A 21,730-nucleotide genomic window follows, 5' to 3' on the forward strand; every position below is an offset into this window, starting at 1 on the left:
TTAACGGTGATGAGTTTCCTTTTTTAACAACCTCTTTCCATCCTCCCCATGTCTACGCCCCATCCCCCGATAGTGTGATCTCCATTACAGAAATGCCGGTTATGAGTCCTGGAGCACATAAAAAGGCGGCCAATTTTGCAGGCTACATCACGAAATCGACGTCCGTCCGTCCCCCCCGGCGGCGAGACGCAATCTCTCATCCTCCCGCCTCCTCCCCCATAAAAAAGCCGGGGGGTGGAGGATTTACCCTATTTATGAATGCCGCATAGTCAGCCCATCTTGAATGTGTCGTTAAGTGACAGGTTGTAACGAAGGGAGAAGGGCATGGCGAGCGTACAGCTGCGAAATGTAACGAAAGCCTGGGGTGACGTAGTGGTATCGAAAGATATCAATCTCGAGATCCAGGATGGGGAGTTCGTCGTGTTTGTTGGGCCATCAGGCTGCGGCAAATCCACCCTGCTGCGTATGATTGCCGGGCTGGAAACGGTGACCAGCGGCGATCTGCTGATTGGCGATACCCGAATGAATGATGTCCCGCCCGCCGAGCGCGGTATCGGGATGGTGTTTCAGTCTTATGCGCTTTACCCCCACCTTTCCGTCGCGGAAAACATGTCTTTTGGCCTGAAGCTGGCCGGCGCCAAAAAAGAGCTGATTAACCAGCGCGTGACTCAGGTGGCGGAAGTTCTTCAGCTGGCCCATCTGCTGGAGCGCAAACCGAAAGCGCTTTCCGGCGGTCAGCGTCAGCGCGTGGCGATTGGCCGTACTCTGGTGGCTGAACCGCGCGTGTTCCTGCTGGATGAACCGCTCTCTAACCTCGATGCCGCGCTGCGCGTGCAGATGCGCATTGAGATTTCCCGTCTGCATAAGCGTCTTGGCCGCACGATGATTTACGTGACCCACGACCAGGTCGAAGCGATGACCCTGGCCGACAAGATTGTGGTGCTGGACGCCGGTCGCGTCGCGCAGGTCGGGAAGCCTCTCGAACTCTATCACTACCCGGCGGATCGTTTCGTCGCGGGCTTTATTGGCTCGCCGAAGATGAATTTCCTGCCGGTGAAAGTCACCGCTACCGCCATTGAGCAGGTGCAGGTGGAGCTGCCAAACCGTCAGCAGGTCTGGCTGCCGGTGGACAGCGCCCGCGTTCAGGTCGGCGCCAACATGTCCTTAGGGATTCGCCCGGAACATCTGCTGCCCAGCGATATCGCCGACGTCACCCTTGAAGGTGAAGTTCAGGTGGTCGAACAGCTCGGCCACGAAACGCAAATTCATATCCAGATCCCATCCATCCGTCAAAACCTGGTTTACCGCCAGAACGACGTGGTGCTGGTAGAAGAGGGAGCCACATTCGCCATCGGTTTGCCGCCGGAGCGCTGCCATTTATTCCGTGAGGATGGCACCGCTTGTCGTCGGCTGCATAAAGAGCCGGGCGTGTAAGGCTTCTAACTAAAAAAAAACACAAAACCATTCGCGCTGCATCGAGGCGGCAAGGGAATGAATCCCTGGGAGCGTACAAAAGTACGTGACCAGGGTGAGTGAGCGCAGCCAACAAAGAGGCAGCCCGAAGGGTGAAGTGTTCAAAGAAAAGCAATGATCTCAGGAGATAGAATGATGATTACTCTGCGCAAACTTCCACTGGCGGTCGCCGTTGCGGCAGGCGTTATGTCTGCTCAGGCGCTGGCCGTTGATTTCCACGGCTACGCTCGTTCTGGTATCGGCTGGACCGGCAGCGGCGGTGAGCAACAGTGCTTCAAAGCCACGGGCGCTCAAAGCAAATACCGTCTTGGCAACGAATGTGAAACCTATGCGGAACTGAAGCTGGGCCAGGAGTTGTGGAAAGAAGGTGATAAGAGTTTTTATTTCGATACTAACGTCGCTTATTCCGTAAATCAGGAAGATGACTGGGAAAGTACCTCTCCGGCGTTTCGTGAAGCTAACATCCAGGGTAAAAACCTGATTGACTGGTTGCCGGGTTCTACCCTGTGGGCCGGTAAGCGCTTCTACCAGCGTCATGACGTTCACATGATCGACTTCTACTACTGGGATATCTCCGGCCCGGGTGCGGGTCTGGAAAACGTTGACCTTGGCTTCGGTAAACTCTCTCTGGCAGCCACGCGTAACTCAGAAAGCGGCGGTTCTTACACTTTCTCCAGCGATGACACCAAGAAATTTGCTGCTAAAACCGCAAACGACGTCTTTGACGTGCGTCTGGCCGGTATGGAAATCAACCCGGGCGGCGTACTGGAGTTAGGCGTGGATTATGGCCGCGCTAACCCGCAGGACGATTACCGTCTGGTTGATGGCGCATCAAAAGACGGCTGGATGTTCACCGGTGAACATACTCAGTCTATCTGGGGCGGCTTCAACAAGTTTGTTGTTCAGTATGCGACCGACTCGATGACCTCCTGGAACAGCGGTCACTCCCAGGGAACCAGCATCGATAACAACGGCAGCATGATCCGCGTTCTGGATCACGGCGCGATGGACTTCAACGATGACTGGGGCCTGATGTACGTTGCGATGTACCAGGACGTGGATCTGGACAGCAACAACGGTTCTACCTGGTACACCGTCGGTGTTCGTCCGATGTACAAATGGACGCCGATCATGAGCACCCAGCTGGAAGTCGGTTACGACAACGTGAAATCCCAGCGCACCAGCGAAAACAACAACCAGTACAAAATTACCCTGGCTCAGCAATGGCAGGCGGGTAACAGCGTCTGGTCTCGCCCGGCAATCCGTATTTTCGCGACCTACGCAAAATGGGATGAGAACTGGGGCTACAGCAACACCTCCGGTCTGCAGACTAAAGACGGCAGCGGTAACGGGGTTTACACCTCCAGCCGCGGTAACGATAGCGAAGTGACCTTCGGTGCGCAGATGGAAGTTTGGTGGTAACACCGCCGTAATCATGTAGTGACACGGAGGGGCTCTGCCCCTCCTGATTCTTCAGGATTAGCGCGCTATTGCCTGGCCACCGCTAAACCTACGCTATCCGAGGTGAGAACAATGAAAATGAAGAAAACTCTCGTCGCCCTGTGTTTATCCGCAGGAATGTTGGCATGCGCGCCGGGAATGAGCCTTGCCGACGTCAACTTTGTCCCGCAAAACACCAGCGCAGCGCCCGCCATCCCCGGTGCTGCCCTGCAGCAGCTCGTCTGGACGCCAGTCGATCAATCTAAAACGCAGACCGTTGATTTACTCACGGGCGGCCAGCGCCTGGATGTTGCCGGTATCTCCGGCCCGGTTGCGGCCTGGAGCGTTCCGGCGAATATTGGCGAACTGACCCTGACGCTCACGAGCGAAGTGAATAAGCAAAAACAGATTTTTGCGCCGAACGTGCTGATTCTCGATCAGAATATGACGCCATCCGCGTTCTTCCCCAGCAGCTATTTTACCTATCAGCAGCCCGGCGTAATGACCGCGGATCGGCTTGAAGGCGTCATGCGCCTGACCCCGGCGCTGGGGCAGCAGAAGCTTTACGTGCTGGTCTTTACGACGGAAAAAGATTTACAACAAACCACGACTCTGCTGGATCCGGCGAAAGCTTACGCTAAAGGCGCGGGCAATGCCGTGCCGGATATTCCAGACCCGATTGCCCGCCACACCACCGATGGCGTGCTGAAGCTAAAAGTCAAAACCAATAGCGGCTCCAGCGTGCTGGTTGGTCCGCTGTTTGGCTCTTCCGGCAATGGCCCGGTGACCGTCGGCAATACCGCCGCGCCGGTTGTCGCGCCGGCCCCGGCTCCGGCGGCGAAAAGCGAACCGATGCTTGATGACACCGAAACCTATTTCAACAACGGCATTAAGCAGGCGGTTGCGAAAGGCGATATCGATAAAGCCCTGAAATTGATGAACGAAGCTGAACGTCTTGGCTCGAAATCTGCTCGTTCCACCTTTATCAGCAGTGTAAAAGGCAAGGGGTGACCGTCTCCCCGCAATGCTGATGTTTAGGCACAGCCTTTAGGTGCGTCCGTCAGGGCGCACTTTTTTTTAGCGCGCCGCAGCCTCTGTTGCACGGCTGTTGCGCGGATGATCGTATATTGACGTTTGCCCGCCCCCGATGCCCCATTCTGCGATACAATACCTTTACGTTATGTACCGGAGATTCAGGCATGCCACATCCTGCGCTTACGCAACTGCGTGCGCTGCATTATTTTGCCGCTATGCCCCCGCTGGATGCGCATCTGCGCGACTGGCTATTGCTGGAAGACTCAATGACCAAACGCTTTGAGCAGCAGGGGAAGAAAGTCAGCGTCATCATGGTTAACGAAGGTTTTGTTGGACGCGACGCGCTGGCCGGTGAGGCGCCCCTGTTACCGAGCGAACCCCGCTACTGGCTGCGGGAAATCATTCTTTGCGCCAACGGTGAACCCTGGCTGGCCGGGCGCACGATAGTGCCCGAATCAACGCTGAGCGGCCCCGAACTGGCGCTGCAACAGCTGGGGCAAACGCCGTTGGGCCGCTATCTCTTCACGTCATCGACGCTAACCCGTGATTTTATTGAAATTGGTCGTCATGCAGAGCTGTGGGGGCGTCGTTCCCGCCTCCGGTTGAGCGGCAAACCGCTGCTGCTGACGGAACTGTTTTTGCCTGCATCGCCGTTGTATTAAGAGGAAAATGAAATGGAGTGGAGTCTGACGCAGAACAAGCTGCTGGCGTTTCACCGCCTGATGCGTACTGACAAACCGATTGGCGCGCTGCTGCTGCTGTGGCCGACGCTGTGGGCGCTGTGGGTGGCGACGCCGGGGATACCGCCGCTATGGATCCTCGCCGTTTTTGTCGCCGGCGTCTGGCTGATGCGCGCCGCAGGCTGCGTGGTCAACGACTATGCCGATCGCAAGTTTGACGGCCACGTCAAACGGACGGCCCACCGCCCGTTGCCGAGCGGCGACGTTAGCGAAAAGGAGGCGCGGACGCTGTTTGTCGTGCTGGTGCTGCTTTCGTTTCTGCTGGTGTTGACCCTGAACACCATGACCATTCTGCTGTCGGTAGCGGCGCTGGCGCTGGCATGGGTATATCCGTTTATGAAGCGCTATACCCACCTGCCTCAGGTCGTGCTGGGCGCGGCGTTCGGCTGGTCGATCCCGATGGCCTTTTCGGCGGTCAGCGAATCGCTGCCGCTGAGCTGCTGGCTGATGTTCCTCGCCAATATCCTGTGGGCGGTGGCCTACGATACCCAGTATGCGATGGTCGATCGTGATGATGACGTCAAAATCGGTATCAAATCGACGGCGATTCTCTTTGGCGACAACGATCGCTTAATCATCGGTATTTTACAGGTGGCGGTACTGGGTCTGATGGCCGCGGTAGGCTGGCTGAGCGGGCTGGGTTGGGAGTATTACTGGTCGTTGTTTATCGCCGCGGCGCTGTTTGCCTGGCAGCAGAAGCTGATATTTAAACGCGAACGCGATGCCTGCTTTAAGGCGTTTATGAACAATAACTACGTGGGGCTGGTGCTATTTCTCGGCCTGGCGATGGGATATATGCAGTAGCGCTGTGGGTTTCCCGGCTTGCGGCGTAAACGCCTTAGCCGGGCTACAAAACCGCAGGGTCCGGTAGCCCGGCGCAGGCCGGGACATCTCTTTAAGCGTTACGCTTCATCCTGGGTAACGCTTTCAATCGTTAATCGCACATCCGAAGTAATCAGATCCGCCAGCATGCGGTAGATCTTCAACGTCTCTTCCGGCTCGGCGTCCCCGGTATCGCTGATATAGCCTTCGTCACGCAGGGTCAACACCAGCGTGCTGAACACCGCCTTATCGAAGAACTCCGGCGCGTTGATGCCGTGCAGAACGGACAGGCGCTGCGCCACGGTGCGGCTCTCTTTCTCCAGCGAACTGCGGTTGATTGACGGGTTGGCGCTCAGCAGCCAGAAGGTAATGGCGTAGCGCTGCAGCGTTTCGCGCGCGCCTGCGGCCAGCAGCTGCAGAGAACGGGCATGAGACGGATTGACGCTCACCTCATCGTCGTTCAGGGCGATGAGGCCCTGACGCTGCATCTCAGCGATCAGCGCATCGACGACGCCCGCCAGCTCCGATTTTTCCCAGCGCAGGAACAGCTCGGCCTTCAGGAACGGATAGAACATCTCGACGTGACGCAGGATTTCGGCGCGGGTAATACGACGATGCTGAGTGACGATGGCGGCTAACAGCGACGGCATCACCAGCATATGGGCGATGTTGTTGCGGTAGTAGGTCATCAGCACGGCCTGCTCGCGCGGCAGAATGATGATATCGCCAATGGTATCTTTCTCGACTTCGAACTTGTTCATCTGCAGCGCGTGGTCAATCAGCTCGCTGGCCGAAGCCGCAGGCGTGGTCGCATCCGCTGAATATGGCACGTTGCGCAGCAGGGCGAGATAGCACTCCAGCTGCTCGGTGAGCTGCTCGCGGGTCAGTGAACGCTGACGCGATGCCAGCAGCGCGGTACAGCACAGGTTCATGGCGTTAGCCGCGCCGGCATTATTGATGCGCACCATCAGATCCGAGGCGATATTATTCACCGTCGGGGTCAGCCAGGAAGGGCGAACCGCTTCGATAGGGTCGATAGACTCGCGCCAGTCCGGCACATGCTGGTTCAGATAGGCCATCAGCGGCAGGGGTTCGCCGAAGTTAACGTAGCCCTGGCCGAGATTTCGCAGCTTGCTCAAGCCGCGCAGCATCTGCGGCAGGCTCTCTTTCTCTTTCGTCGCACCGCGTAGCTCTTTGGCGTAGGTACCAACCTCCATCACGTGCTCGTAGCCGATGTAAATCGGCACCAGGGTGATGGGGCGATTACCGCCGCGCAGCATCGCCTGAATGGTCATCGACAGGGTGCCGGTTTTCGGATCCAGCAGGCGTCCGGTACGCGAACGCCCGCCTTCAACGAAATACTCCACCGAATAGCCGCGGCTGAACAGCTCGCCCAGATATTCGCGGAATACGGTTGAGTAAAGCTTATTGCCCTTGAACGTGCGGCGAATAAAGAACGCGCCGCCGCGACGGAAGATCGGACCGGCGGGCCAGAAGTTCAGGTTGATACCGGCGGCGATATGCGGCGGCACCAGGCCCTGATGATAAATGACGTAAGAGAGCAGCAGATAGTCCATATGGCTGCGGTGGCACGGGACATAAACGATCTCGTGGCCTTCATGCGCCAGCTGGCGCACGCGCTCGGCGTTATGCACGTTAATGCCCTGATACAGCCGGTTCCAGGTAAAGCCCAGCACGCGGTCGGTCAGGCGAATCATCTCATAGGAGAAGTTTGCGGCGATCTCTTCCATCAGGGCGATAGCGTTTTGCTGCGCCTTTTCATGAGAAATTTTCTTGCTGCGCGCTTCGTCTTCTACCGCACGGGCAATGGCTTTCGAGGCCAGCAGTTTATTAAACAGATCCTGGCGCGCGGGCAGGCGCGGGCCGACCGCCGCCAGACGCTGACGGGCGAAGTGCATGCGCGCCACGCGGGCCAGCTTCTGGGCGATGGTTTTATCGGTACCGTGTTCGTCCGCCATCTTACGCAGCGAGACCGAAGGCGAGAAACGGACAAAGCTGTCGCGGCCCAGCCACAGAACGGCGAAGAATTTCTGAATGCCGTTGAGCATGCGCAGCGGCGGGTTCACCTCGCCTTTTTCACGCCCCGGCGCGCGACCGAACATCACCGAAACCGGCACCATCTGCACGTCAAGATCGGGATGGTTGCGGTGCAAATCCAGATAGTCGTGAAAGAGCTTGATAGACTCTTCTTTCGGCGTGTAATAGGTAAACACGCGCGGTCCGCCGTGGATAAATACGTAGCGCGGAAGCAGGCCGCCGTCGATCTCGAGCGGCTCCAGCGGGTCCGGTAACTCATGTTCCAGACATTGCGCGCGCAGCGTCAGCAGGTCCGCCTTCGAATTGTAGGGCAGAACATACATAATGGGACGCGAGGTATCCAGGCCTAATTCCTGAGCAGGTTGTGCCGGAATCGACTTGCTTTTTACCAGCGCCCTTAATGGTAAATTCAGTAATTTATAGTAAATTCGTTGCCAGCCAGACATAGACGATGTGAAGCCTCTGGTTAATCATGCAAATGCGCCGCAAGAATAACAGAAAGTGCGCAAAATTTCCGTTGTAACGCGGCAAACGCGTACACTCATTGACGTCATTTACATAAAAAGGTTTGTTTGATGGCCAATAATACCACTGGGTTAACCCGAATTATTAAAGCGGCAGGGTATTCCTGGAAAGGATTCCGGGCGGCGTGGGTCAACGAGGCCGCCTTTCGTCAGGAAGGCATCGCGGCCGTTGTTGCCGTGGCGATCGCCTGCTGGTTAGACGTCGATGCCATCACCCGGGTGCTGTTGATTAGCTCGGTCCTGCTAGTGATGATAGTTGAAATTATCAATAGCGCGATTGAGGCGGTTGTTGACCGTATTGGCCCTGAACATCACGAGCTGTCGGGGCGAGCGAAAGACATGGGATCGGCGGCGGTATTGCTGGCGATTATCATCGCGCTGATCGCGTGGGGAACGCTTTTATGGGCAAACTACCGCTAACGCCTGGCGTAGCGGCTCGCAAAACGGAAAGAAACTCCTGATTTTTGTGTGAAATGTGGTTCCAAAATCACCGTTAGCTGTATATACTCACAGCATAACTGTATATACACCCAGGGGGCGGAATGAAAGCGTTAACGACCAGGCAGCAAGAGGTGTTTGATCTCATTCGGGATCATATCAGCCAGACGGGCATGCCGCCGACGCGTGCGGAGATTGCTCAGCGCTTGGGGTTCCGTTCCCCAAACGCGGCGGAAGAACACCTGAAAGCGCTGGCGCGTAAAGGCGCAATCGAGATCGTTTCCGGCGCCTCCCGCGGTATTCGTCTGCTGACGGAAGAAGAAACGGGTCTGCCGCTTATTGGCCGCGTCGCGGCGGGTGAGCCGCTGCTGGCCCAGCAGCACATTGAAGGTCACTATCAGGTCGATCCGGCTATGTTTAAGCCGAATGCCGATTTTCTGCTGCGCGTTAGCGGTATGTCGATGAAAGACATCGGTATTCTTGATGGCGACCTGCTGGCCGTCCATAAAACGCAGGATGTGCGCAATGGCCAGGTGGTTGTGGCGCGCATCGACGAAGAAGTTACCGTGAAGCGACTGAAAAAGCAGGGTAACGTCGTTGAACTGCTGCCGGAAAACAGCGAATTCTCGCCGATCGTGGTGGACCTTCGCGAGCAAAGCTTCACTATTGAAGGCCTGGCCGTTGGCGTTATCCGCAACGGCAACTGGCAGTAATCTCTTCACCTCGCGGCATCATCACCTGATGCATGATGCTGCGCCGTTTTTCCTCATTTGGGCTCTTTCTCCATGCTTTTTAACGCCGCCGACAAAGCCCTGTGGCGCTTAGCGCTGCCCATGATCTTCTCCAATATCACCGTTCCGCTGCTGGGGCTGGTGGATACCGCCGTTATTGGCCATCTCGACAGCCCGGTTTATCTGGGGGGCGTGGCGGTTGGCGCAACGGCGACCAGCTTCCTCTTTATGCTGCTGTTGTTCCTGCGAATGAGTACCACCGGACTGACGGCGCAGGCGTTTGGCGCAAAAGATCCGCAGCGGCTGGCGCGTGCGCTGGTGCAGCCGCTGGGTCTGGCGCTGGCCGCCGGGGCGGCGATTGTGCTCTTACGGATGCCGTTAATCGACCTGGCGCTGCATATCGTCGGCGGTAGCGAAGCCGTGCTCGAACAGGCCAGACGCTTCCTGGAGCTCCGCTGGCTAAGCGCGCCGGCATCGCTGGCGAATCTGGTCCTGCTGGGCTGGCTGCTGGGCGTGCAGTACGCCAGAGCGCCGGTGATCCTGCTGGTAGTCGGCAACGTCCTCAATATTGTGCTCGATTTATGGCTGGTGATGGGCCTGCATATGAACGTGCAGGGGGCGGCGCTGGCGACGGTCACCGCAGAATACGTCACTTTCTTTATTGGCCTGCTGATGGCGAGACGCGTGCTGGCGCTGCGCGGCGTTTCCGTGTCGATGCTGAAAAACGCCTGGCGCGGCGATATACGCCGCCTGCTGGCGCTGAATCGCGACATCATGCTGCGCTCGCTGCTGCTACAGCTCTGCTTCGGGGCGGTGACGGTATTTGGCGCCCGCCTCGGTGCCGATATCGTCGCGGTCAATGCGGTCCTCATGACGATGCTGACCTTTACCGCCTATGCGCTGGACGGTTTTGCCTACGCCGTTGAGGCGCACTCCGGGCAGGCCTACGGCGCGTGCGACGACAGCCAGCTGCTTGCCGTCTGGCACGCGGCCTGCCGCCAGTCAGGGATGGTGGCGCTGGCGTTTGCGCTGATTTACGGCCTTGCCGGTGAGCAGATTATCGCTTTGCTGACCTCGCTGCCTTCGCTGCAGCAGCTGGCTGACCGCTACCTGGTCTGGCAGATGATACTGCCGGTCATTGGCGTCTGGTGCTATCTGCTGGACGGCATGTTTATCGGCGCGACGCGGGGGGCGGAGATGCGCAACAGCATGGCGGTAGCGGCGGCGGGGTTTGCCCTGACGCTGCTGACGGTACCGACGCTCGGCAACCACGGACTGTGGCTGGCGCTGACGGCCTTTCTCGCTCTGCGCGGCGTTTCTCTGGCGGTTATCTGGCGGCGCCACTGGCAGCGCGGAACCTGGTTTTCGTAATGCATTTGGTGCATATGATGGTTAAAGATTCCGAATAATAAATCTTACTCAGAATACTCATCTATAGTTAAGTCATGTCCGGCACACAGCGGGCTGTTCATTCACCGAACGATAACCGAACGATGAGGAATGCATGATGAATAAAGACGAAATCGGCGGTAACTGGAAACAGTTCAAAGGTAAAGCGAAAGAAAAATGGGGCAAGCTGACCGACGATGACATGACCGTCATTGAAGGCAAACGCGACCAGCTGGTGGGCAGAATTCAGGAACGTTACGGTTACGCCAAAGACCAGGCAGAGAAAGAAGTGACCGACTGGGAAACCAAAAACGACTATCGCTGGTAGCGAAAACGCCGTGTTTTAACCCACCGTTATTGCCTACACCCTTGATTCCCGCTGCGGCTAACGCCTCAGCGGGCTTTCTTTTTGATCTGGATGGTATGGTCGTGGTGGCAGTGGCCCGGCGTACTGCAGGATTCAACCTCGACGCAGGCGGCGCACAGGCCGTGAGCCTCAATGACGTTGTGGCGCAGGGCGAATCCCATTCTTGCCGCCAGCGTATGCATAATATCTTCGACGCCTTCCGCACACTCTTCTTTGACGCCGCCGCAGCGGTCGCAGATAAACATCGCCGAGCTGTGGGTCGGCTGATCGAAAAGGTGACACAGCACGTAGCTATTGGTGGATTCCACCTTATGCACGAACCCTTGCTCGAGTAAAAACTCCAGCGCCCGGTACACCGTCGGCGGTTTCGCCTGAGGCTCTTTTTCACGAAGGAGATCGAGCAGGTCGTAGGCGCTGATTGCCCCTTGCTGCAGGCTCATCAAACGCAATACTTCAAGGCGCTGCGGGGTCAGGCGCACGCCACGCTGCGCGCACAGCTTTTCAGCATGCGCTAACATTTGTTGCGAAGTGGTCTTATCCATGAGCGTCCTCTGGTTGCGTGAATCTGAAACTGTTACTTTATCACGATACCGGTAAAACGCCGAGACCCGGCGGACTATACCCGTCACACTTCACGTTACCTGCGCGCTGGCTGCGCCAGTTCGTCCCAGCCGCGCTCCTGGGGTCGCTCAACCTTGCCACCTTATGCTATACCTGATGCATCTCATTTTCGGGAGAAAACGATGAAACGACCTGACTGCATTCGACACTGGCGTGAACTGGAAGGCGTGGATGATTCCACCTACCCCGACAGTACTGAGCTTTTCTCCATCGGCGCGCCGCTGGCGCGGGGCCTGCGGCTGAATCGCCTGGGGATCCACCATGAGCGTCTACCGCCCGGACGCCGAACCTCTTATCCGCATGCGGAGAGCGACGAAGAAGAGTTTATCTACGTGCTGGAAGGCTATCCGGAAGTGTGGATTAACGGCTACCTCTGGAAGCTGGAGCCGGGGGATAGCGTCGGCTTTCCTGCCGGAACCGGCATTTGCCACACCTTCCTCAATAACACCGAGCAGGAGGTTCGCCTGTTAGTCGTTGGCGAGGCAAACAAGAAATTTAATCGCATCTACTACCCGCTTAACCCCGGCTATGCCGCCACGCGTCAGGATCGCTGGGTTGACCATCCGCCGCAGTTTTTTGGCCCTCACGACGGCAAGCCGCGGAAAATATAGCGTTTATTGCGGGATAAAAAAGGTGAGCGCTGACGCTATGCCTCAGTGGTTTATCTTTGTGCTATAGTAGCGCCCCTTTTTACCCGGATGCTTATTTATTCGCCATGATGTCAGACTCAACGCCTACTGCTTTCGCCGCTCACCGTTTTTCCATCGCGCCGATGCTCGACTGGACCGACAGACACTGCCGTTATTTTCTGCGTCAGCTGTCGCGCCACACGCTGCTGTATACCGAAATGGTGACCACCGGTGCGATTATTCACGGCAAGGGCGACTATCTGGCCTACAGCGAAGAAGAGCATCCGGTCGCCCTGCAGCTCGGCGGCAGCGATCCGGCTGCGCTGGCGCACTGCGCGAAGCTGGCGCAGGCGCGCGGCTACGATGAAATTAACCTGAACGTTGGCTGCCCGTCCGATCGCGTGCAGAACGGTATGTTTGGCGCCTGCCTGATGGGGAACGCGCAGCTGGTGGCAGACTGTATTAAAGCCATGCGCGACGTCGTGTCGATCCCGGTCACGGTGAAAACCCGTATCGGCATTGACGACCAGGACAGCTACGGGTTTCTGTGTGATTTTATCGAAACGGTATCCGTGAAAGGCGAGTGCGAGATGTTTATCATCCACGCGCGCAAAGCGTGGCTTTCGGGGCTAAGCCCCAAAGAGAACCGCGAGATCCCGCCGCTTGACTATCCGCGCGTTTACCAGCTGAAGCGTGATTTTCCGCATCTGACCATGGCGATTAACGGCGGCATTAAGTCGCTGGAAGAAGCAAAACAACATCTTGCGCATATGGACGGCGTGATGGTGGGCCGTGAAGCCTATCAGAATCCAGGCATACTGGCGTCGGTGGATCGGGAAATTTTCGGCGTGGAAGGCATCGATGCTGACCCGGTTTCCGTGGTCCGGGCGATGTATCCCTATATCGAACGCGAGCTTAGCAACGGTACTTATCTGGGGCACGTAACGCGCCATATGCTCGGGCTGTTTCAGGGGATCCCCGGGGCGCGCCAGTGGCGTCGCTATCTGAGCGAAAATGCGCATAAAGCCGGGGCGGACATCAACGTGCTGGAACAGGCGCTGAAACTGGTTGCCGACAAGCGTTAGTTTTTCACTAAAACCTGGTCAAATTCACCACGCCCTGTACGTATCGTGCCGGGCGTTTTTGTTATTATTCAATATGTTATATTTGGCACGATTTTTGTAATATCCGCTAAGGTAGATAAAATTTCTTTAGGGGAAAGACGATGCTGGAACTCTTATTCGTTATTGGCTTTTTTGTCATGTTATTGGTCACCGGCATTTCACTGCTGGGTATTATTGCCGCGATTGTTGTCGCGACCGCGCTGATGTTTGTCGGCGGTCTGTTTGCGTTAATGATTAAACTGCTGCCGTGGCTGCTGCTGGCCGTTGTTGTGGTTTGGGTGATTCGGGCGATAAAATCACCAACCGACAACCGTTATCGCGCTAATAACCGCTGGCGCTACTAAGGTATTGAGCGGTATGTCACAACCTGAAGATTTTTGCATAAAACAGCGTAGGCTTTGCTTATTAAATCTGTCACTATTAGCGGGTTAACGAATTCATCGTGCTGTACCCTACATACAGCCGAACAAAAAAAGTAAGGGCTTCCCATGTGGAAGCCCTAAACTTTTCTTCTTTTCCCGTCATACTTCAGGCTACAGGGGCGTTGGTTGCTTGCATTCACCCCGGTCACTTACTGTTGTAAGCTCCTGGGGATTCATTCACTTACCATCTTCCTGTAGCCCGAATTATTTAGGGAAAAGCCATTACTATGGCAAGAGCAAACTTGAACCCTGCGTCGCCCGGCTTTCCAGCACCTCATGCGCGCGTCTGGCGTCGGTTAACGCATATTTTTGGCTCTCCGCGACATCCACTTTTATCACGCCGCTGGCGATCAGCGAAAACAGTTCGTTGCTGGCTTCCGTCAGCTCTTCACGCGTGGTGATATAGCCCTGCAGAGAAGGGCGGGTGACGTACAGCGAACCTTTTTGGTTGAGGATCCCGAGATTGACACCGGTCACCGGGCCGGAGGAGTTGCCGAAGCTCACCATCAGCCCCCGACGCTGCAGGCAGTCAAGGGAGGCTTCCCAGGTATCTTTCCCGACGGAATCGTAAACCACGTGGACTTTCTTACCGTCGGTGATCTCTTTCAGGCGCTCGACGATATTCTCTTCGCGATAGTTAATGATCTGCCAGGCGCCGGCCTGTTTGGCGCGTTCAGCTTTTTGCGCGCTGCCGACGGTACCGATCAGCTTCGCGCCCAGCGCTTTGGCCCACTGACAGGCGATGAGCCCGACGCCGCCGGCCGCCGCATGAAACAAGAACGGCTCGCCCGCTTTGATCTCGTAGGTTTTCCGCAGCAGGTAATAGACCGTGAGCCCTTTCAGGAATGAGGCCGCCGCCTGCTCGAAAGAGATCGCGTCCGGCAAGATGGCGGCCTTATCCGCGGGCACGTTGTGGACGGTGCTATAGGCTCCCAGCGCCGATTGCGCGTAGACCACCCGATCGCCGGCTTTGATATGTTTCACCCCGCTGCCGACTTTGCTTACTACGCCAGCGGCTTCGGTACCCAGACCGCTCGGCAATGACGGGGGCGGGTAGAGGCCGCTGCGGATATAGGTATCAATGTAGTTAATGCCGATGGCCTTATTCTCTACCTGAATTTCGTGCTCTGCGGGATCTTTCGGCGTGAACTCCAGCGCTTGCAGAACATCAGGCCCTCCGTGCTGGTGAAATTCAATTCGTGTTGCCATGCTTCCTCCAGAAATGTGGTAATCTTTCGACCCATTCACTATCTCGGTAACTCCATTCACTATGGCAGGAAATAAACCCTTCAACAAACCACAGACTGAACCCCGCGAGCGTGATTATCAGCTCGATGGGTTGAAGGTCCCGCCGCACTCGATTGAAGCGGAACAGTCGGTGTTGGGCGGTTTAATGCTGGATAACGAACGCTGGGACGACGTTGCCGAGCGGGTTGTTTCGGAAGATTTTTATACCCGTCCGCATCGCCATATTTTCACCGAAATGGCGCGCCTGCAGGAATCGGGCAGCCCGATTGACCTGATTACGCTCGCCGAATCGCTGGAGCGTCAGGGGCAGCTGGACAGCGTCGGCGGCTTCGCCTACCTGGCGGAATTATCGAAAAATACGCCAAGTGCGGCGAACATCAGCGCTTATGCCGATATCGTCCGCGAACGTGCGGTAGTACGCGAAATGATCTCCGTGGCGAATGAAATCGCCGAGGCCGGTTTCGATCCCCAGGGCCGCACCAGCGAAGATCTGCTCGACCTCGCCGAATCCCGGGTGTTTAAAATTGCCGAAAGCCGCGCGAATAAAGACGAGGGGCCGAAGAATATCGCCGACGTGCTCGACGCTACCGTGGCGCGTATTGAACAGCTCTTCCAGCAGCCGCATGACGGCGTGACCGGGGTTAACACCGGCTATGACGATCTCAATAAAAAAACCGCCGGTCTTCAGCCGTCGGACCTGATTATCGTCGCCGCGCGTCCGTCAATGGGTAAGACGACTTTTGCGATGAACCTCGTGGAAAACGCGGCGATGCTGCAGGATAAGCCGGTACTCATCTTCAGTCTCGAGATGCCTTCGGAGCAGATTATGATGCGTTCTCTGGCCTCGCTGTCGCGCGTTGACCAGACCCGCATTCGTACCGGCCAGCTGGATGATGAAGACTGGGCGCGCATTTCCGGCACCATGGGAATTCTGCTGGAAAAACGTAATATCTATATTGATGACTCCTCCGGCCTGACGCCAACCGAAGTGCGCTCCCGCGCGCGGCGTATCGCCCGCGAGCACGGCGGCATCGGTCTTATTATGATCGACTACCTGCAGCTGATGCGCGTGCCGTCGCTCTCCGATAACCGTACGCTGGAAATCGCCGAAATTTCCCGCTCGCTCAAGGCGCTGGCGAAGGAGCTGCAGGTGCCGGTGGTGGCGCTGTCGCAGCTTAACCGCTCGCTGGAACAGCGCGCGGATAAGCGCCCGGTCAACTCCGACCTGCGTGAGTCCGGCTCCATCGAGCAGGACGCCGACTTAATCATGTTTATCTACCGTGATGAGGTTTATCACGAAAACAGTGACTTAAAAGGCATCGCTGAAATTATTATTGGTAAACAGCGTAACGGCCCTATCGGGACGGTGCGCCTGACGTTTAACGGTCAGTGGTCGCGTTTTGATAATTATGCTGGGCCACAATACGACGACGAATAAATCTCCGTCATCCTTCATGCCGCAGGTGCGTTGACTACGCCTGTTCACCCCGGTCACTTAGTTTACTAAGCTCCCGGGGATTCTCAGGCTTGTCGCCTTCCTGCAACACGAAGGATTTAGGAGATTCTTTTATTAAGGAATTCAAATGCAAGCGGCAACTGTAATCATTAACCGCCGCGCTCTGCGACACAACCTGCAACGTCTGCGTGAACTGGCGCCCGCCAGCAAACTGGTTGCGGTGGTGAAAGCGAACGCCTACGGACACGGTCTTCTTGAGACCGCGCGAACGCTCCCGGACGCCGATGCTTTTGGCGTCGCCCGTCTTGAAGAAGCCCTGCGCCTGCGCGCGGGCGGTATCCCCCAGCCGATCCTGCTGCTGGAGGGATTCTTTGAGGCCGCCGACCTGCCGGTGATCTCCGCCCAGCGCCTGCATACGGCGGTACACAGCCCGGAGCAGCTGGCTGCGCTGGAGGAAGCGGATTTACCCGAGCCGGTAACCGTATGGATGAAGCTGGACACCGGGATGCATCGATTAGGCGTTCTGCCCGAACAGGCCGAAGCCTTTTATCAGCGCCTGAGCCAGTGTAAAAACGTCCGCCAGCCGGTCAATATCGTGAGCCATTTTGCCCGTGCGGATGAGCCTGAGTGCGGCGCGACCGAACGTCAGCTGGATATCTTTACCACCTTCACGGAAGGGAAGCCGGGGCTGCGCTCAATCGCTGCATCCGGCGGTATATTGCTATGGCCGCAGTCGCACTTCGACTGGGCGCGTCCGGGGATTATTCTCTACGGCGTATCGCCGCTCGACGGTGGATCCACCGGCGCGGATTTTGGCTGCCAGCCGGTGATGTCTCTGACCTCCAGCCTGATCGCGGTCCGCGAGCATAAAGCCGGCGAGCCGGTGGGCTACGGCGGAACCTGGATCAGCGAGCGTGATACGCGTTTAGGCGTTGTGGCGATGGGCTACGGTGACGGCTATCCGCGCGCCGCGCCGTCCGGCACGCCGGTACTGGTTAACGGCCGGGAAGTGCCGATTGTCGGACGCGTAGCGATGGATATGATTTGCGTCGATCTCGGGCCTGAAGCACAGGACCACGCTGGCGACGCGGTCGTGCTGTGGGGCGAAGGCCTCCCCGTCGAGCGGATTGCCGAAATTACAAAAGTAAGTGCTTACGAACTTATTACGCGCCTGACTTCACGGGTATCCATGAAGTACGTGGATTAATGTCAGCCAGCGCGCTTTCCCCCGGTGGCGGCTGACGCCTCATCGGGGCTACGGGCCGGTAGCCCGGATAAGGCGGTTTAAGCCGCCATCCGGGATGGGCGTTCACGTTGTTGCGTCAAATCCAGCCCGTTCTGTTTTATCCGCCAACATCCCCTCGACCTTCTTTCACATCCAGTTTATTGTGTTATAACGAGCCCATGTAAACCTGGAGAAACATCGCGTGTTTCAGAAAGTTGACGCCTACGCTGGCGACCCCATTCTCTCCCTGATGGAGCGTTTTAAAGACGATCCGCGTAGTGACAAAGTAAATCTCAGCATCGGTCTTTATTACAACGAAGACGGCATCATTCCGCAGCTGAAGGCGGTTGCCGAAGCGGAAGCACGTCTTAGCGCCCAGCCGCACGGCGCCTCAATCTATTTACCGATGGAAGGGCTGAACACCTATCGCCACGCGATTGCGTCGCTGCTGTTCGGGGCCGATCATCCGGTACTGGCGCAGCATCGCGTAGCCTCTATTCAGACGCTGGGCGGCTCCGGAGCGCTGAAAGTCGGCGCAGACTTCCTGAAACGCTACTTCCCAGGCTCGCGCGTATGGGTCAGCGACCCGACGTGGGAAAACCACATCGCTATATTTGAAGGGGCTGGATTCGAAGTAAGTACTTACCCTTGGTTTGATGATAAAACCAATGGCGTGCGTTTCGCGGCTTTCCTTGAAAAACTCAATACGCTACCGGAACGCGACATCGTGCTGCTGCATCCCTGCTGCCATAACCCAACGGGAGCCGATCTTACCAACGCTCAGTGGGATCAAGTAGTTGAGGTGCTGAAAGCGCGTAATTTGATTCCTTTCCTCGACATCGCCTATCAGGGCTTTGGCGCCGGCATGGAAGAGGATGCCTACGCTATCCGCGCCATAGCGAACGCCGGGATGCCCATGCTGGTCAGCAACTCGTTCTCGAAAATCTTCTCCCTGTACGGTGAGCGCGTTGGCGGGCTGTCGATCGTCTGTGAAGATACTGAAACCGCGGGGCGCGTACTGGGGCAATTAAAAGCGACCGTGCGTCGCAACTACTCCAGCCCGCCGAACTTTGGCGCGCAGGTGGTTGCGGCGGTGTTGGGCGACAGCGCGCTGAAAGCCTCATGGCTGGCGGAAGTGGAAGGAATGCGCACCCGTATTCTGGCCATGCGTCAGGAGCTGGTTGATGTGCTGAAAGAGACGGTTCCGGGCGGTGATTTTGACTATCTGCTCAAGCAGCGCGGCATGTTTAGCTATACCGGTTTCAGCGCGGCCCAGGTTGACCGCCTGCGCGATGAGTTTGGCGTCTACCTGATTGCCAGCGGCCGCATGTGCGTCGCGGGGCTGAATGCAGGAAACGTGCGCCGCGTAGCGCAGGCGTTTGCTGCGGTAATATAAGTTCTTCCTGACCTTTTGCCCGCGCCAAATCATGACGCGGGCAATTCGCTTCCCGAAGTGTGATCATTCTCTTTTTATATGACATCAGAGCAGAAAAACCTTCCTATCCGCCTTCGCGGGGGGTAAGGTCTGGGTGCATTAATAAGCGTACACATTATTGAAAATTATAACGATTCGATTATTTAGGGAAAAATATGCGCAAGATCACCCTGGCCTTTGGGGCCGTCTGCTTACTGTTCACGCTAAATAGCTCCGTCGTTGCTCGCGCCTCCACACCGCAGCCGCTGTGGACGGGCACCAATATGGCGAAACTCGCCGAACAGGCGCCGATCCATTGGGTTTCCGTCGCCCAGATTGAAAATAGCCTGCTGGGACGCCAGCCGATGGCCGTCGGTTTTGATATTGATGATACCGTCCTGTTCTCCAGCCCGGGCTTCTGGCGCGGGCAGAAAACCTATTCCCCCGGCAGCGATGATTACCTGAAAAATCCGGAGTTCTGGGAAAAAATGAACAACGGCTGGGATGAATTCAGCATGCCGAAAGAGGTGGCGCGCCAGCTGATTGCGATGCACGTAAAGCGCGGCGATAGCATCTATTTCGTTACCGGCCGTAGCCAGACCAAAACCGAAACGGTATCAAAAACCCTGCAGGATGATTTTCTCATCCCGGCGGCGAATATGAACCCGGTTATTTTTGCCGGCGATAAACCTGGCCAGAACACCAAAACGCAGTGGCTGCAGGAGAAAGGGATCAAAGTTTTCTACGGCGATTCAGATAACGATATCTCCGCTGCCCGCGAGGTGGGCGCGCGCGGGATCCGTATCTTGCGGGCCTCAAACTCTTCCTATAAGCCGCTGCCGATGGCGGGCGCTCAGGGTGAAGAGGTCATTGTGAATTCAGAATATTAAGCTGCCCGCCGGCTTAATCATCAATCGCTAAAACGGCAGCCGGCACGCTGCCGTTTTTTTGTGCAAAATAGCGTGCCAAAGGTTTTACCTTTTCGCTTATTGCTGCACACTTAGGAAGGTTCATTAGTAAAAGGAGTGGTTTATGTGGCATCAGCAAACCCTGACGTTAGGCCCGAAAGCACGGGGCTTCCATCTGGTCACTGATGAAATTCTCGGGCAAATCCGCGAAATATCGCGGGTGAAAACTGGCCTGCTGCATTTGCTGCTCCAGCATACATCTGCTTCCCTGACGCTAAACGAAAACTGCGATCCGACCGTTCGCTTCGATATGGAGCAGCATTTTCTGCACGCCGTACCGGATAACGCGCCGTATGAACACGATTATGAAGGTCCTGATGACATGCCCTCGCACATTAAGTCGTCGATGCTGGGCGTATCGCTGATGCTGCCCGTACGGGATGGCAGCGTCAGGCTGGGGACCTGGCAGGGGATCTGGCTCGGGGAGCATCGTATTCATGGCGGATCGCGCCATATCATCGCGACGCTAATGGGGGAATAAAAATGACAATTTCGGATTTATTGCAGTACTGCATGGCAAAGCCGGGCGCCGAACAAAGCGTACATAGCGACTGGAAAGCGACGCAGATCAAAGCGGCGGACGTCCTGTTTGCGATGGTAAAAGAGGTTGAGGACAACCGGCCAGCGGTATCGTTAAAGACCAGCCCTGAGCTTGCGGAACTGTTGAGGCAGCAGCATCGCGATGTTCGCCCCAGCAAACATCTCAATAAAGCCCACTGGAGTACGGTGTTTCTTGACGGCTCCCTGCCTGATTCACAAATTTATTATCTGGTGGATGCTTCCTACCAGCAGGCGCTTGATTCGCTTTCCGAGGCTAAGCGTAAGCTGTTGCCATAGCGCTAAATTCTGCCCAGCAGCGCCAGCAGGGTCACATCAAACAGACGAAGCAGCGTGGACTGCAGATGCGCCTGCATGGCGATCTGTTCGTTGTTGGCGCGAATGCTGGCAATATCGCGCTGCCCTTGCAGGAGCAGAATGAGGTCGTCCTGACTTAACCAGCCGCGCGCTTTCTCCTGTAACGCCTGAAGCATGAGCATCCCGGCGTCGCGAATGTCGCTGTCTTCATCATTTACAATCGCGTGCATAAGCTGCAACCACTCTGCCGTATTCACGCCGGCGCCGGCCAGCTGGGCGCTTAACTCTTCTATGGTGGACATGCTTATTTCCCTGAACGCTGTTGTTCGCCGTTGATGGCCTGCTGGTAAAGTTTTTCCGTCTGTTGCGCCAGAATTCCGGCCTCGAAAGGCGTCAGCGCTCTCTCCTGGGGGACGACGCGCCGGTACAGCCGCTGATAATTTTTCTCCAGCACGTGAAGATTACTCTGCCGTAGCGCGTCGCTATCGCTTAACGCCAGGCTGAATAGCGGGCGAATCTGGCGATCCTCGTAACTGAGCAAGCGTTGGTCGAGTGGCGCTGCCGCCGCGTCGCTGATGAACTGCAGATGAAGCTGTTCCAGCATCAGCAACTGCTGATGAGCCGTGCTGCTGTAGCCGTCTATCCAGCTGCAGGCGGTCAGCGCGAATAACGCCGCGACGAGCGTAAATCGATAAAGTCCGTGCTTTAAGTACATGATGCATCCTGCAATTTATGGCGGTGGTGCTATCTG

General features: G+C 56.7%; 24 protein-coding genes. 18 read left to right on the forward strand and 6 right to left on the reverse strand.

The genetic code is table 11. The annotated features are described in order from the left end of the window. Positions 1-324 precede the first annotated feature (324 nt). The 5 genes from malK (at position 325) to ubiA (ending at position 5,492) form a co-directional block, all read left to right on the forward strand. A complete protein-coding gene (gene malK / locus BJF97_RS01615) occupies positions 325-1,434 on the forward strand; it encodes a maltose/maltodextrin ABC transporter ATP-binding protein MalK (protein WP_004097762.1) in 1,110 nt (369 codons plus the stop codon). A 171-nt stretch (positions 1,435-1,605) separates the two neighbouring features. Continuing rightward, entirely contained in the window at positions 1,606-2,895 is a 1,290-nt protein-coding gene (locus BJF97_RS01620; protein WP_014227535.1) for a maltoporin, read from the forward strand. Between the two features lie 111 nt (positions 2,896-3,006). Continuing rightward, the gene (malM, locus tag BJF97_RS01625; protein WP_014837132.1) at positions 3,007-3,924 is read left to right on the forward strand and encodes a maltose operon protein MalM; all 918 of its coding nucleotides are present in this window, start codon (positions 3,007-3,009) and stop codon (positions 3,922-3,924) included. Between the two features lie 188 nt (positions 3,925-4,112). Continuing rightward, positions 4,113-4,610, forward strand: coding sequence for a chorismate lyase (ubiC, locus tag BJF97_RS01630; RefSeq protein WP_014227537.1), 498 nt, complete (start codon positions 4,113-4,115; stop codon positions 4,608-4,610). A 12-nt stretch (positions 4,611-4,622) separates the two neighbouring features. Continuing rightward, entirely contained in the window at positions 4,623-5,492 is an 870-nt protein-coding gene (gene ubiA / locus BJF97_RS01635; RefSeq protein WP_014227538.1) for a 4-hydroxybenzoate octaprenyltransferase, read from the forward strand. A gap of 98 nt (positions 5,493-5,590) precedes the next feature. On the opposite strand, the gene plsB is transcribed toward ubiA, so the two are convergent. Beyond that, on the reverse strand, positions 5,591-8,014 hold the full coding sequence (plsB, locus tag BJF97_RS01640) for a glycerol-3-phosphate 1-O-acyltransferase PlsB (RefSeq protein WP_032695071.1): 2,424 nt from the start codon (positions 8,012-8,014) through the stop codon (positions 5,591-5,593). Positions 8,015-8,143: 129 nt separating this feature from the next. Between plsB and BJF97_RS01645 the strand changes: the two genes are divergently transcribed. The 4 genes from BJF97_RS01645 (at position 8,144) to BJF97_RS01660 (ending at position 10,978) form a co-directional block, all read left to right on the forward strand. After that, positions 8,144-8,512 carry a diacylglycerol kinase gene (locus BJF97_RS01645; protein ID WP_014227539.1) on the forward strand — a complete coding sequence of 123 codons (369 nt, stop codon included), beginning with the start codon at positions 8,144-8,146 and terminating at the stop codon, positions 8,510-8,512. Positions 8,513-8,634: 122 nt separating this feature from the next. Then, positions 8,635-9,243: a transcriptional repressor LexA gene (gene lexA, locus BJF97_RS01650; protein WP_004097774.1), complete on the forward strand. Its 609-nt coding sequence runs from the start codon at positions 8,635-8,637 to the stop codon at positions 9,241-9,243. 72 nt (positions 9,244-9,315) lie between these two features. Then, complete coding sequence (gene dinF / locus BJF97_RS01655; protein WP_032695073.1) at positions 9,316-10,632, forward strand: MATE family efflux transporter DinF; 1,317 nt, start codon at positions 9,316-9,318, stop codon at positions 10,630-10,632. Between the two features lie 136 nt (positions 10,633-10,768). Then, the gene (locus tag BJF97_RS01660) at positions 10,769-10,978 is read left to right on the forward strand and encodes a CsbD family protein (protein ID WP_004137568.1); all 210 of its coding nucleotides are present in this window, start codon (positions 10,769-10,771) and stop codon (positions 10,976-10,978) included. 65 nt (positions 10,979-11,043) lie between these two features. On the opposite strand, the gene zur is transcribed toward BJF97_RS01660, so the two are convergent. Beyond that, positions 11,044-11,559, reverse strand: coding sequence for a zinc uptake transcriptional repressor Zur (gene zur, locus BJF97_RS01665; RefSeq protein WP_004097781.1), 516 nt, complete (start codon positions 11,557-11,559; stop codon positions 11,044-11,046). Between the two features lie 201 nt (positions 11,560-11,760). Between zur and BJF97_RS01670 the strand changes: the two genes are divergently transcribed. The 3 genes from BJF97_RS01670 to pspG all read left to right on the forward strand — a co-directional run bounded on the left by BJF97_RS01670 (position 11,761) and on the right by pspG (position 13,735). Further along, on the forward strand, positions 11,761-12,249 hold the full coding sequence (locus BJF97_RS01670) for a cupin domain-containing protein (RefSeq protein ID WP_014227541.1): 489 nt from the start codon (positions 11,761-11,763) through the stop codon (positions 12,247-12,249). 107 nt (positions 12,250-12,356) lie between these two features. Then, a complete protein-coding gene (dusA, locus tag BJF97_RS01675) occupies positions 12,357-13,352 on the forward strand; it encodes a tRNA dihydrouridine(20/20a) synthase DusA (RefSeq protein WP_032695095.1) in 996 nt (331 codons plus the stop codon). Between the two features lie 140 nt (positions 13,353-13,492). Then, positions 13,493-13,735, forward strand: a complete 243-nt coding sequence (pspG, locus tag BJF97_RS01680; protein ID WP_014227543.1) for an envelope stress response protein PspG — start codon at positions 13,493-13,495, stop codon at positions 13,733-13,735. A gap of 303 nt (positions 13,736-14,038) precedes the next feature. Here the strand turns inward: pspG and BJF97_RS01685 are convergent, their stop codons facing one another. Beyond that, on the reverse strand, positions 14,039-15,022 hold the full coding sequence (locus BJF97_RS01685; RefSeq protein ID WP_014227544.1) for a quinone oxidoreductase: 984 nt from the start codon (positions 15,020-15,022) through the stop codon (positions 14,039-14,041). 61 nt (positions 15,023-15,083) lie between these two features. Here BJF97_RS01685 and dnaB point away from each other — a divergent pair, with 61 nt between their 5' ends. The 4 genes from dnaB to aphA all read left to right on the forward strand — a co-directional run bounded on the left by dnaB (position 15,084) and on the right by aphA (position 20,046). Next, a complete protein-coding gene (gene dnaB, locus BJF97_RS01690) occupies positions 15,084-16,499 on the forward strand; it encodes a replicative DNA helicase (RefSeq protein WP_004097788.1) in 1,416 nt (471 codons plus the stop codon). Between the two features lie 145 nt (positions 16,500-16,644). Continuing rightward, on the forward strand, positions 16,645-17,724 hold the full coding sequence (gene alr, locus BJF97_RS01695; RefSeq protein WP_014227545.1) for an alanine racemase: 1,080 nt from the start codon (positions 16,645-16,647) through the stop codon (positions 17,722-17,724). Between the two features lie 220 nt (positions 17,725-17,944). Further along, positions 17,945-19,138, forward strand: coding sequence for an aromatic amino acid transaminase (gene tyrB / locus BJF97_RS01700; protein ID WP_014227546.1), 1,194 nt, complete (start codon positions 17,945-17,947; stop codon positions 19,136-19,138). A 194-nt stretch (positions 19,139-19,332) separates the two neighbouring features. Beyond that, positions 19,333-20,046 (forward strand): acid phosphatase AphA, encoded by a 714-nt coding sequence (gene aphA, locus BJF97_RS01705; protein WP_004097791.1) that lies wholly within the window; start codon positions 19,333-19,335, stop codon positions 20,044-20,046. A 13-nt stretch (positions 20,047-20,059) separates the two neighbouring features. Here the strand turns inward: aphA and BJF97_RS34635 are convergent, their stop codons facing one another. Beyond that, the gene (locus tag BJF97_RS34635) at positions 20,060-20,197 is read right to left on the reverse strand and encodes a hypothetical protein (protein ID WP_157214916.1); all 138 of its coding nucleotides are present in this window, start codon (positions 20,195-20,197) and stop codon (positions 20,060-20,062) included. Between BJF97_RS34635 and BJF97_RS01710 the strand changes: the two genes are divergently transcribed. Beyond that, positions 20,189-20,605: a secondary thiamine-phosphate synthase enzyme YjbQ gene (locus BJF97_RS01710; protein WP_004097792.1), complete on the forward strand. Its 417-nt coding sequence runs from the start codon at positions 20,189-20,191 to the stop codon at positions 20,603-20,605. The two genes, BJF97_RS34635 and BJF97_RS01710, sit on opposite strands and share 9 nt — an antisense overlap. Positions 20,606-20,607: 2 nt before the next feature. After that, the gene (locus BJF97_RS01715) at positions 20,608-20,961 is read left to right on the forward strand and encodes an MmcQ/YjbR family DNA-binding protein (RefSeq protein ID WP_004097793.1); all 354 of its coding nucleotides are present in this window, start codon (positions 20,608-20,610) and stop codon (positions 20,959-20,961) included. Positions 20,962-20,963: 2 nt separating this feature from the next. Here BJF97_RS01715 and BJF97_RS01720 read toward each other — a convergent pair whose 3' ends face one another. Together BJF97_RS01720 and BJF97_RS01725 are read right to left on the reverse strand one after the other, a co-directional pair. Then, a complete protein-coding gene (locus BJF97_RS01720; protein WP_032695075.1) occupies positions 20,964-21,281 on the reverse strand; it encodes a hypothetical protein in 318 nt (105 codons plus the stop codon). Between the two features lie 2 nt (positions 21,282-21,283). Then, positions 21,284-21,694, reverse strand: coding sequence for a hypothetical protein (locus BJF97_RS01725; RefSeq protein WP_032695077.1), 411 nt, complete (start codon positions 21,692-21,694; stop codon positions 21,284-21,286). Positions 21,695-21,730 lie beyond the last annotated feature (36 nt).

The sequence above is a fragment of the Klebsiella sp. LTGPAF-6F genome, from assembly GCF_001753185.1.
Lineage (GTDB): Bacteria > Pseudomonadota > Gammaproteobacteria > Enterobacterales > Enterobacteriaceae > Klebsiella > Klebsiella michiganensis.

Excerpts from the sequence above, each read along its gene's own strand:
- malK (WP_004097762.1), top strand. The coding sequence starts at position 325 with ATGGCGAGCGTACAGCTGCGAAATGTAACGAAAGCCTGGGGTGACGTA.
- BJF97_RS01620 (WP_014227535.1), top strand. The coding sequence starts at position 1,606 with ATGATGATTACTCTGCGCAAACTTCCACTGGCGGTCGCCGTTGCGGCA.
- malM (WP_014837132.1), top strand. The coding sequence starts at position 3,007 with ATGAAAATGAAGAAAACTCTCGTCGCCCTGTGTTTATCCGCAGGAATG.
- ubiC (WP_014227537.1), top strand. The coding sequence starts at position 4,113 with ATGCCACATCCTGCGCTTACGCAACTGCGTGCGCTGCATTATTTTGCC.
- ubiA (WP_014227538.1), top strand. The coding sequence starts at position 4,623 with ATGGAGTGGAGTCTGACGCAGAACAAGCTGCTGGCGTTTCACCGCCTG.
- plsB (WP_032695071.1), bottom strand. The coding sequence starts at position 8,014 with ATGTCTGGCTGGCAACGAATTTACTATAAATTACTGAATTTACCATTA.
- BJF97_RS01645 (WP_014227539.1), top strand. The coding sequence starts at position 8,144 with ATGGCCAATAATACCACTGGGTTAACCCGAATTATTAAAGCGGCAGGG.
- lexA (WP_004097774.1), top strand. The coding sequence starts at position 8,635 with ATGAAAGCGTTAACGACCAGGCAGCAAGAGGTGTTTGATCTCATTCGG.
- dinF (WP_032695073.1), top strand. The coding sequence starts at position 9,316 with ATGCTTTTTAACGCCGCCGACAAAGCCCTGTGGCGCTTAGCGCTGCCC.
- BJF97_RS01660 (WP_004137568.1), top strand. The coding sequence starts at position 10,769 with ATGAATAAAGACGAAATCGGCGGTAACTGGAAACAGTTCAAAGGTAAA.
- zur (WP_004097781.1), bottom strand. The coding sequence starts at position 11,559 with ATGGATAAGACCACTTCGCAACAAATGTTAGCGCATGCTGAAAAGCTG.
- BJF97_RS01670 (WP_014227541.1), top strand. The coding sequence starts at position 11,761 with ATGAAACGACCTGACTGCATTCGACACTGGCGTGAACTGGAAGGCGTG.
- dusA (WP_032695095.1), top strand. The coding sequence starts at position 12,357 with ATGTCAGACTCAACGCCTACTGCTTTCGCCGCTCACCGTTTTTCCATC.
- pspG (WP_014227543.1), top strand. The coding sequence starts at position 13,493 with ATGCTGGAACTCTTATTCGTTATTGGCTTTTTTGTCATGTTATTGGTC.
- BJF97_RS01685 (WP_014227544.1), bottom strand. The coding sequence starts at position 15,022 with ATGGCAACACGAATTGAATTTCACCAGCACGGAGGGCCTGATGTTCTG.
- dnaB (WP_004097788.1), top strand. The coding sequence starts at position 15,084 with ATGGCAGGAAATAAACCCTTCAACAAACCACAGACTGAACCCCGCGAG.
- alr (WP_014227545.1), top strand. The coding sequence starts at position 16,645 with ATGCAAGCGGCAACTGTAATCATTAACCGCCGCGCTCTGCGACACAAC.
- aphA (WP_004097791.1), top strand. The coding sequence starts at position 19,333 with ATGCGCAAGATCACCCTGGCCTTTGGGGCCGTCTGCTTACTGTTCACG.
- BJF97_RS01710 (WP_004097792.1), top strand. The coding sequence starts at position 20,189 with ATGTGGCATCAGCAAACCCTGACGTTAGGCCCGAAAGCACGGGGCTTC.
- BJF97_RS34635 (WP_157214916.1), bottom strand. The coding sequence starts at position 20,197 with ATGCCACATAAACCACTCCTTTTACTAATGAACCTTCCTAAGTGTGCA.
- BJF97_RS01715 (WP_004097793.1), top strand. The coding sequence starts at position 20,608 with ATGACAATTTCGGATTTATTGCAGTACTGCATGGCAAAGCCGGGCGCC.
- BJF97_RS01720 (WP_032695075.1), bottom strand. The coding sequence starts at position 21,281 with ATGTCCACCATAGAAGAGTTAAGCGCCCAGCTGGCCGGCGCCGGCGTG.
- BJF97_RS01725 (WP_032695077.1), bottom strand. The coding sequence starts at position 21,694 with ATGTACTTAAAGCACGGACTTTATCGATTTACGCTCGTCGCGGCGTTA.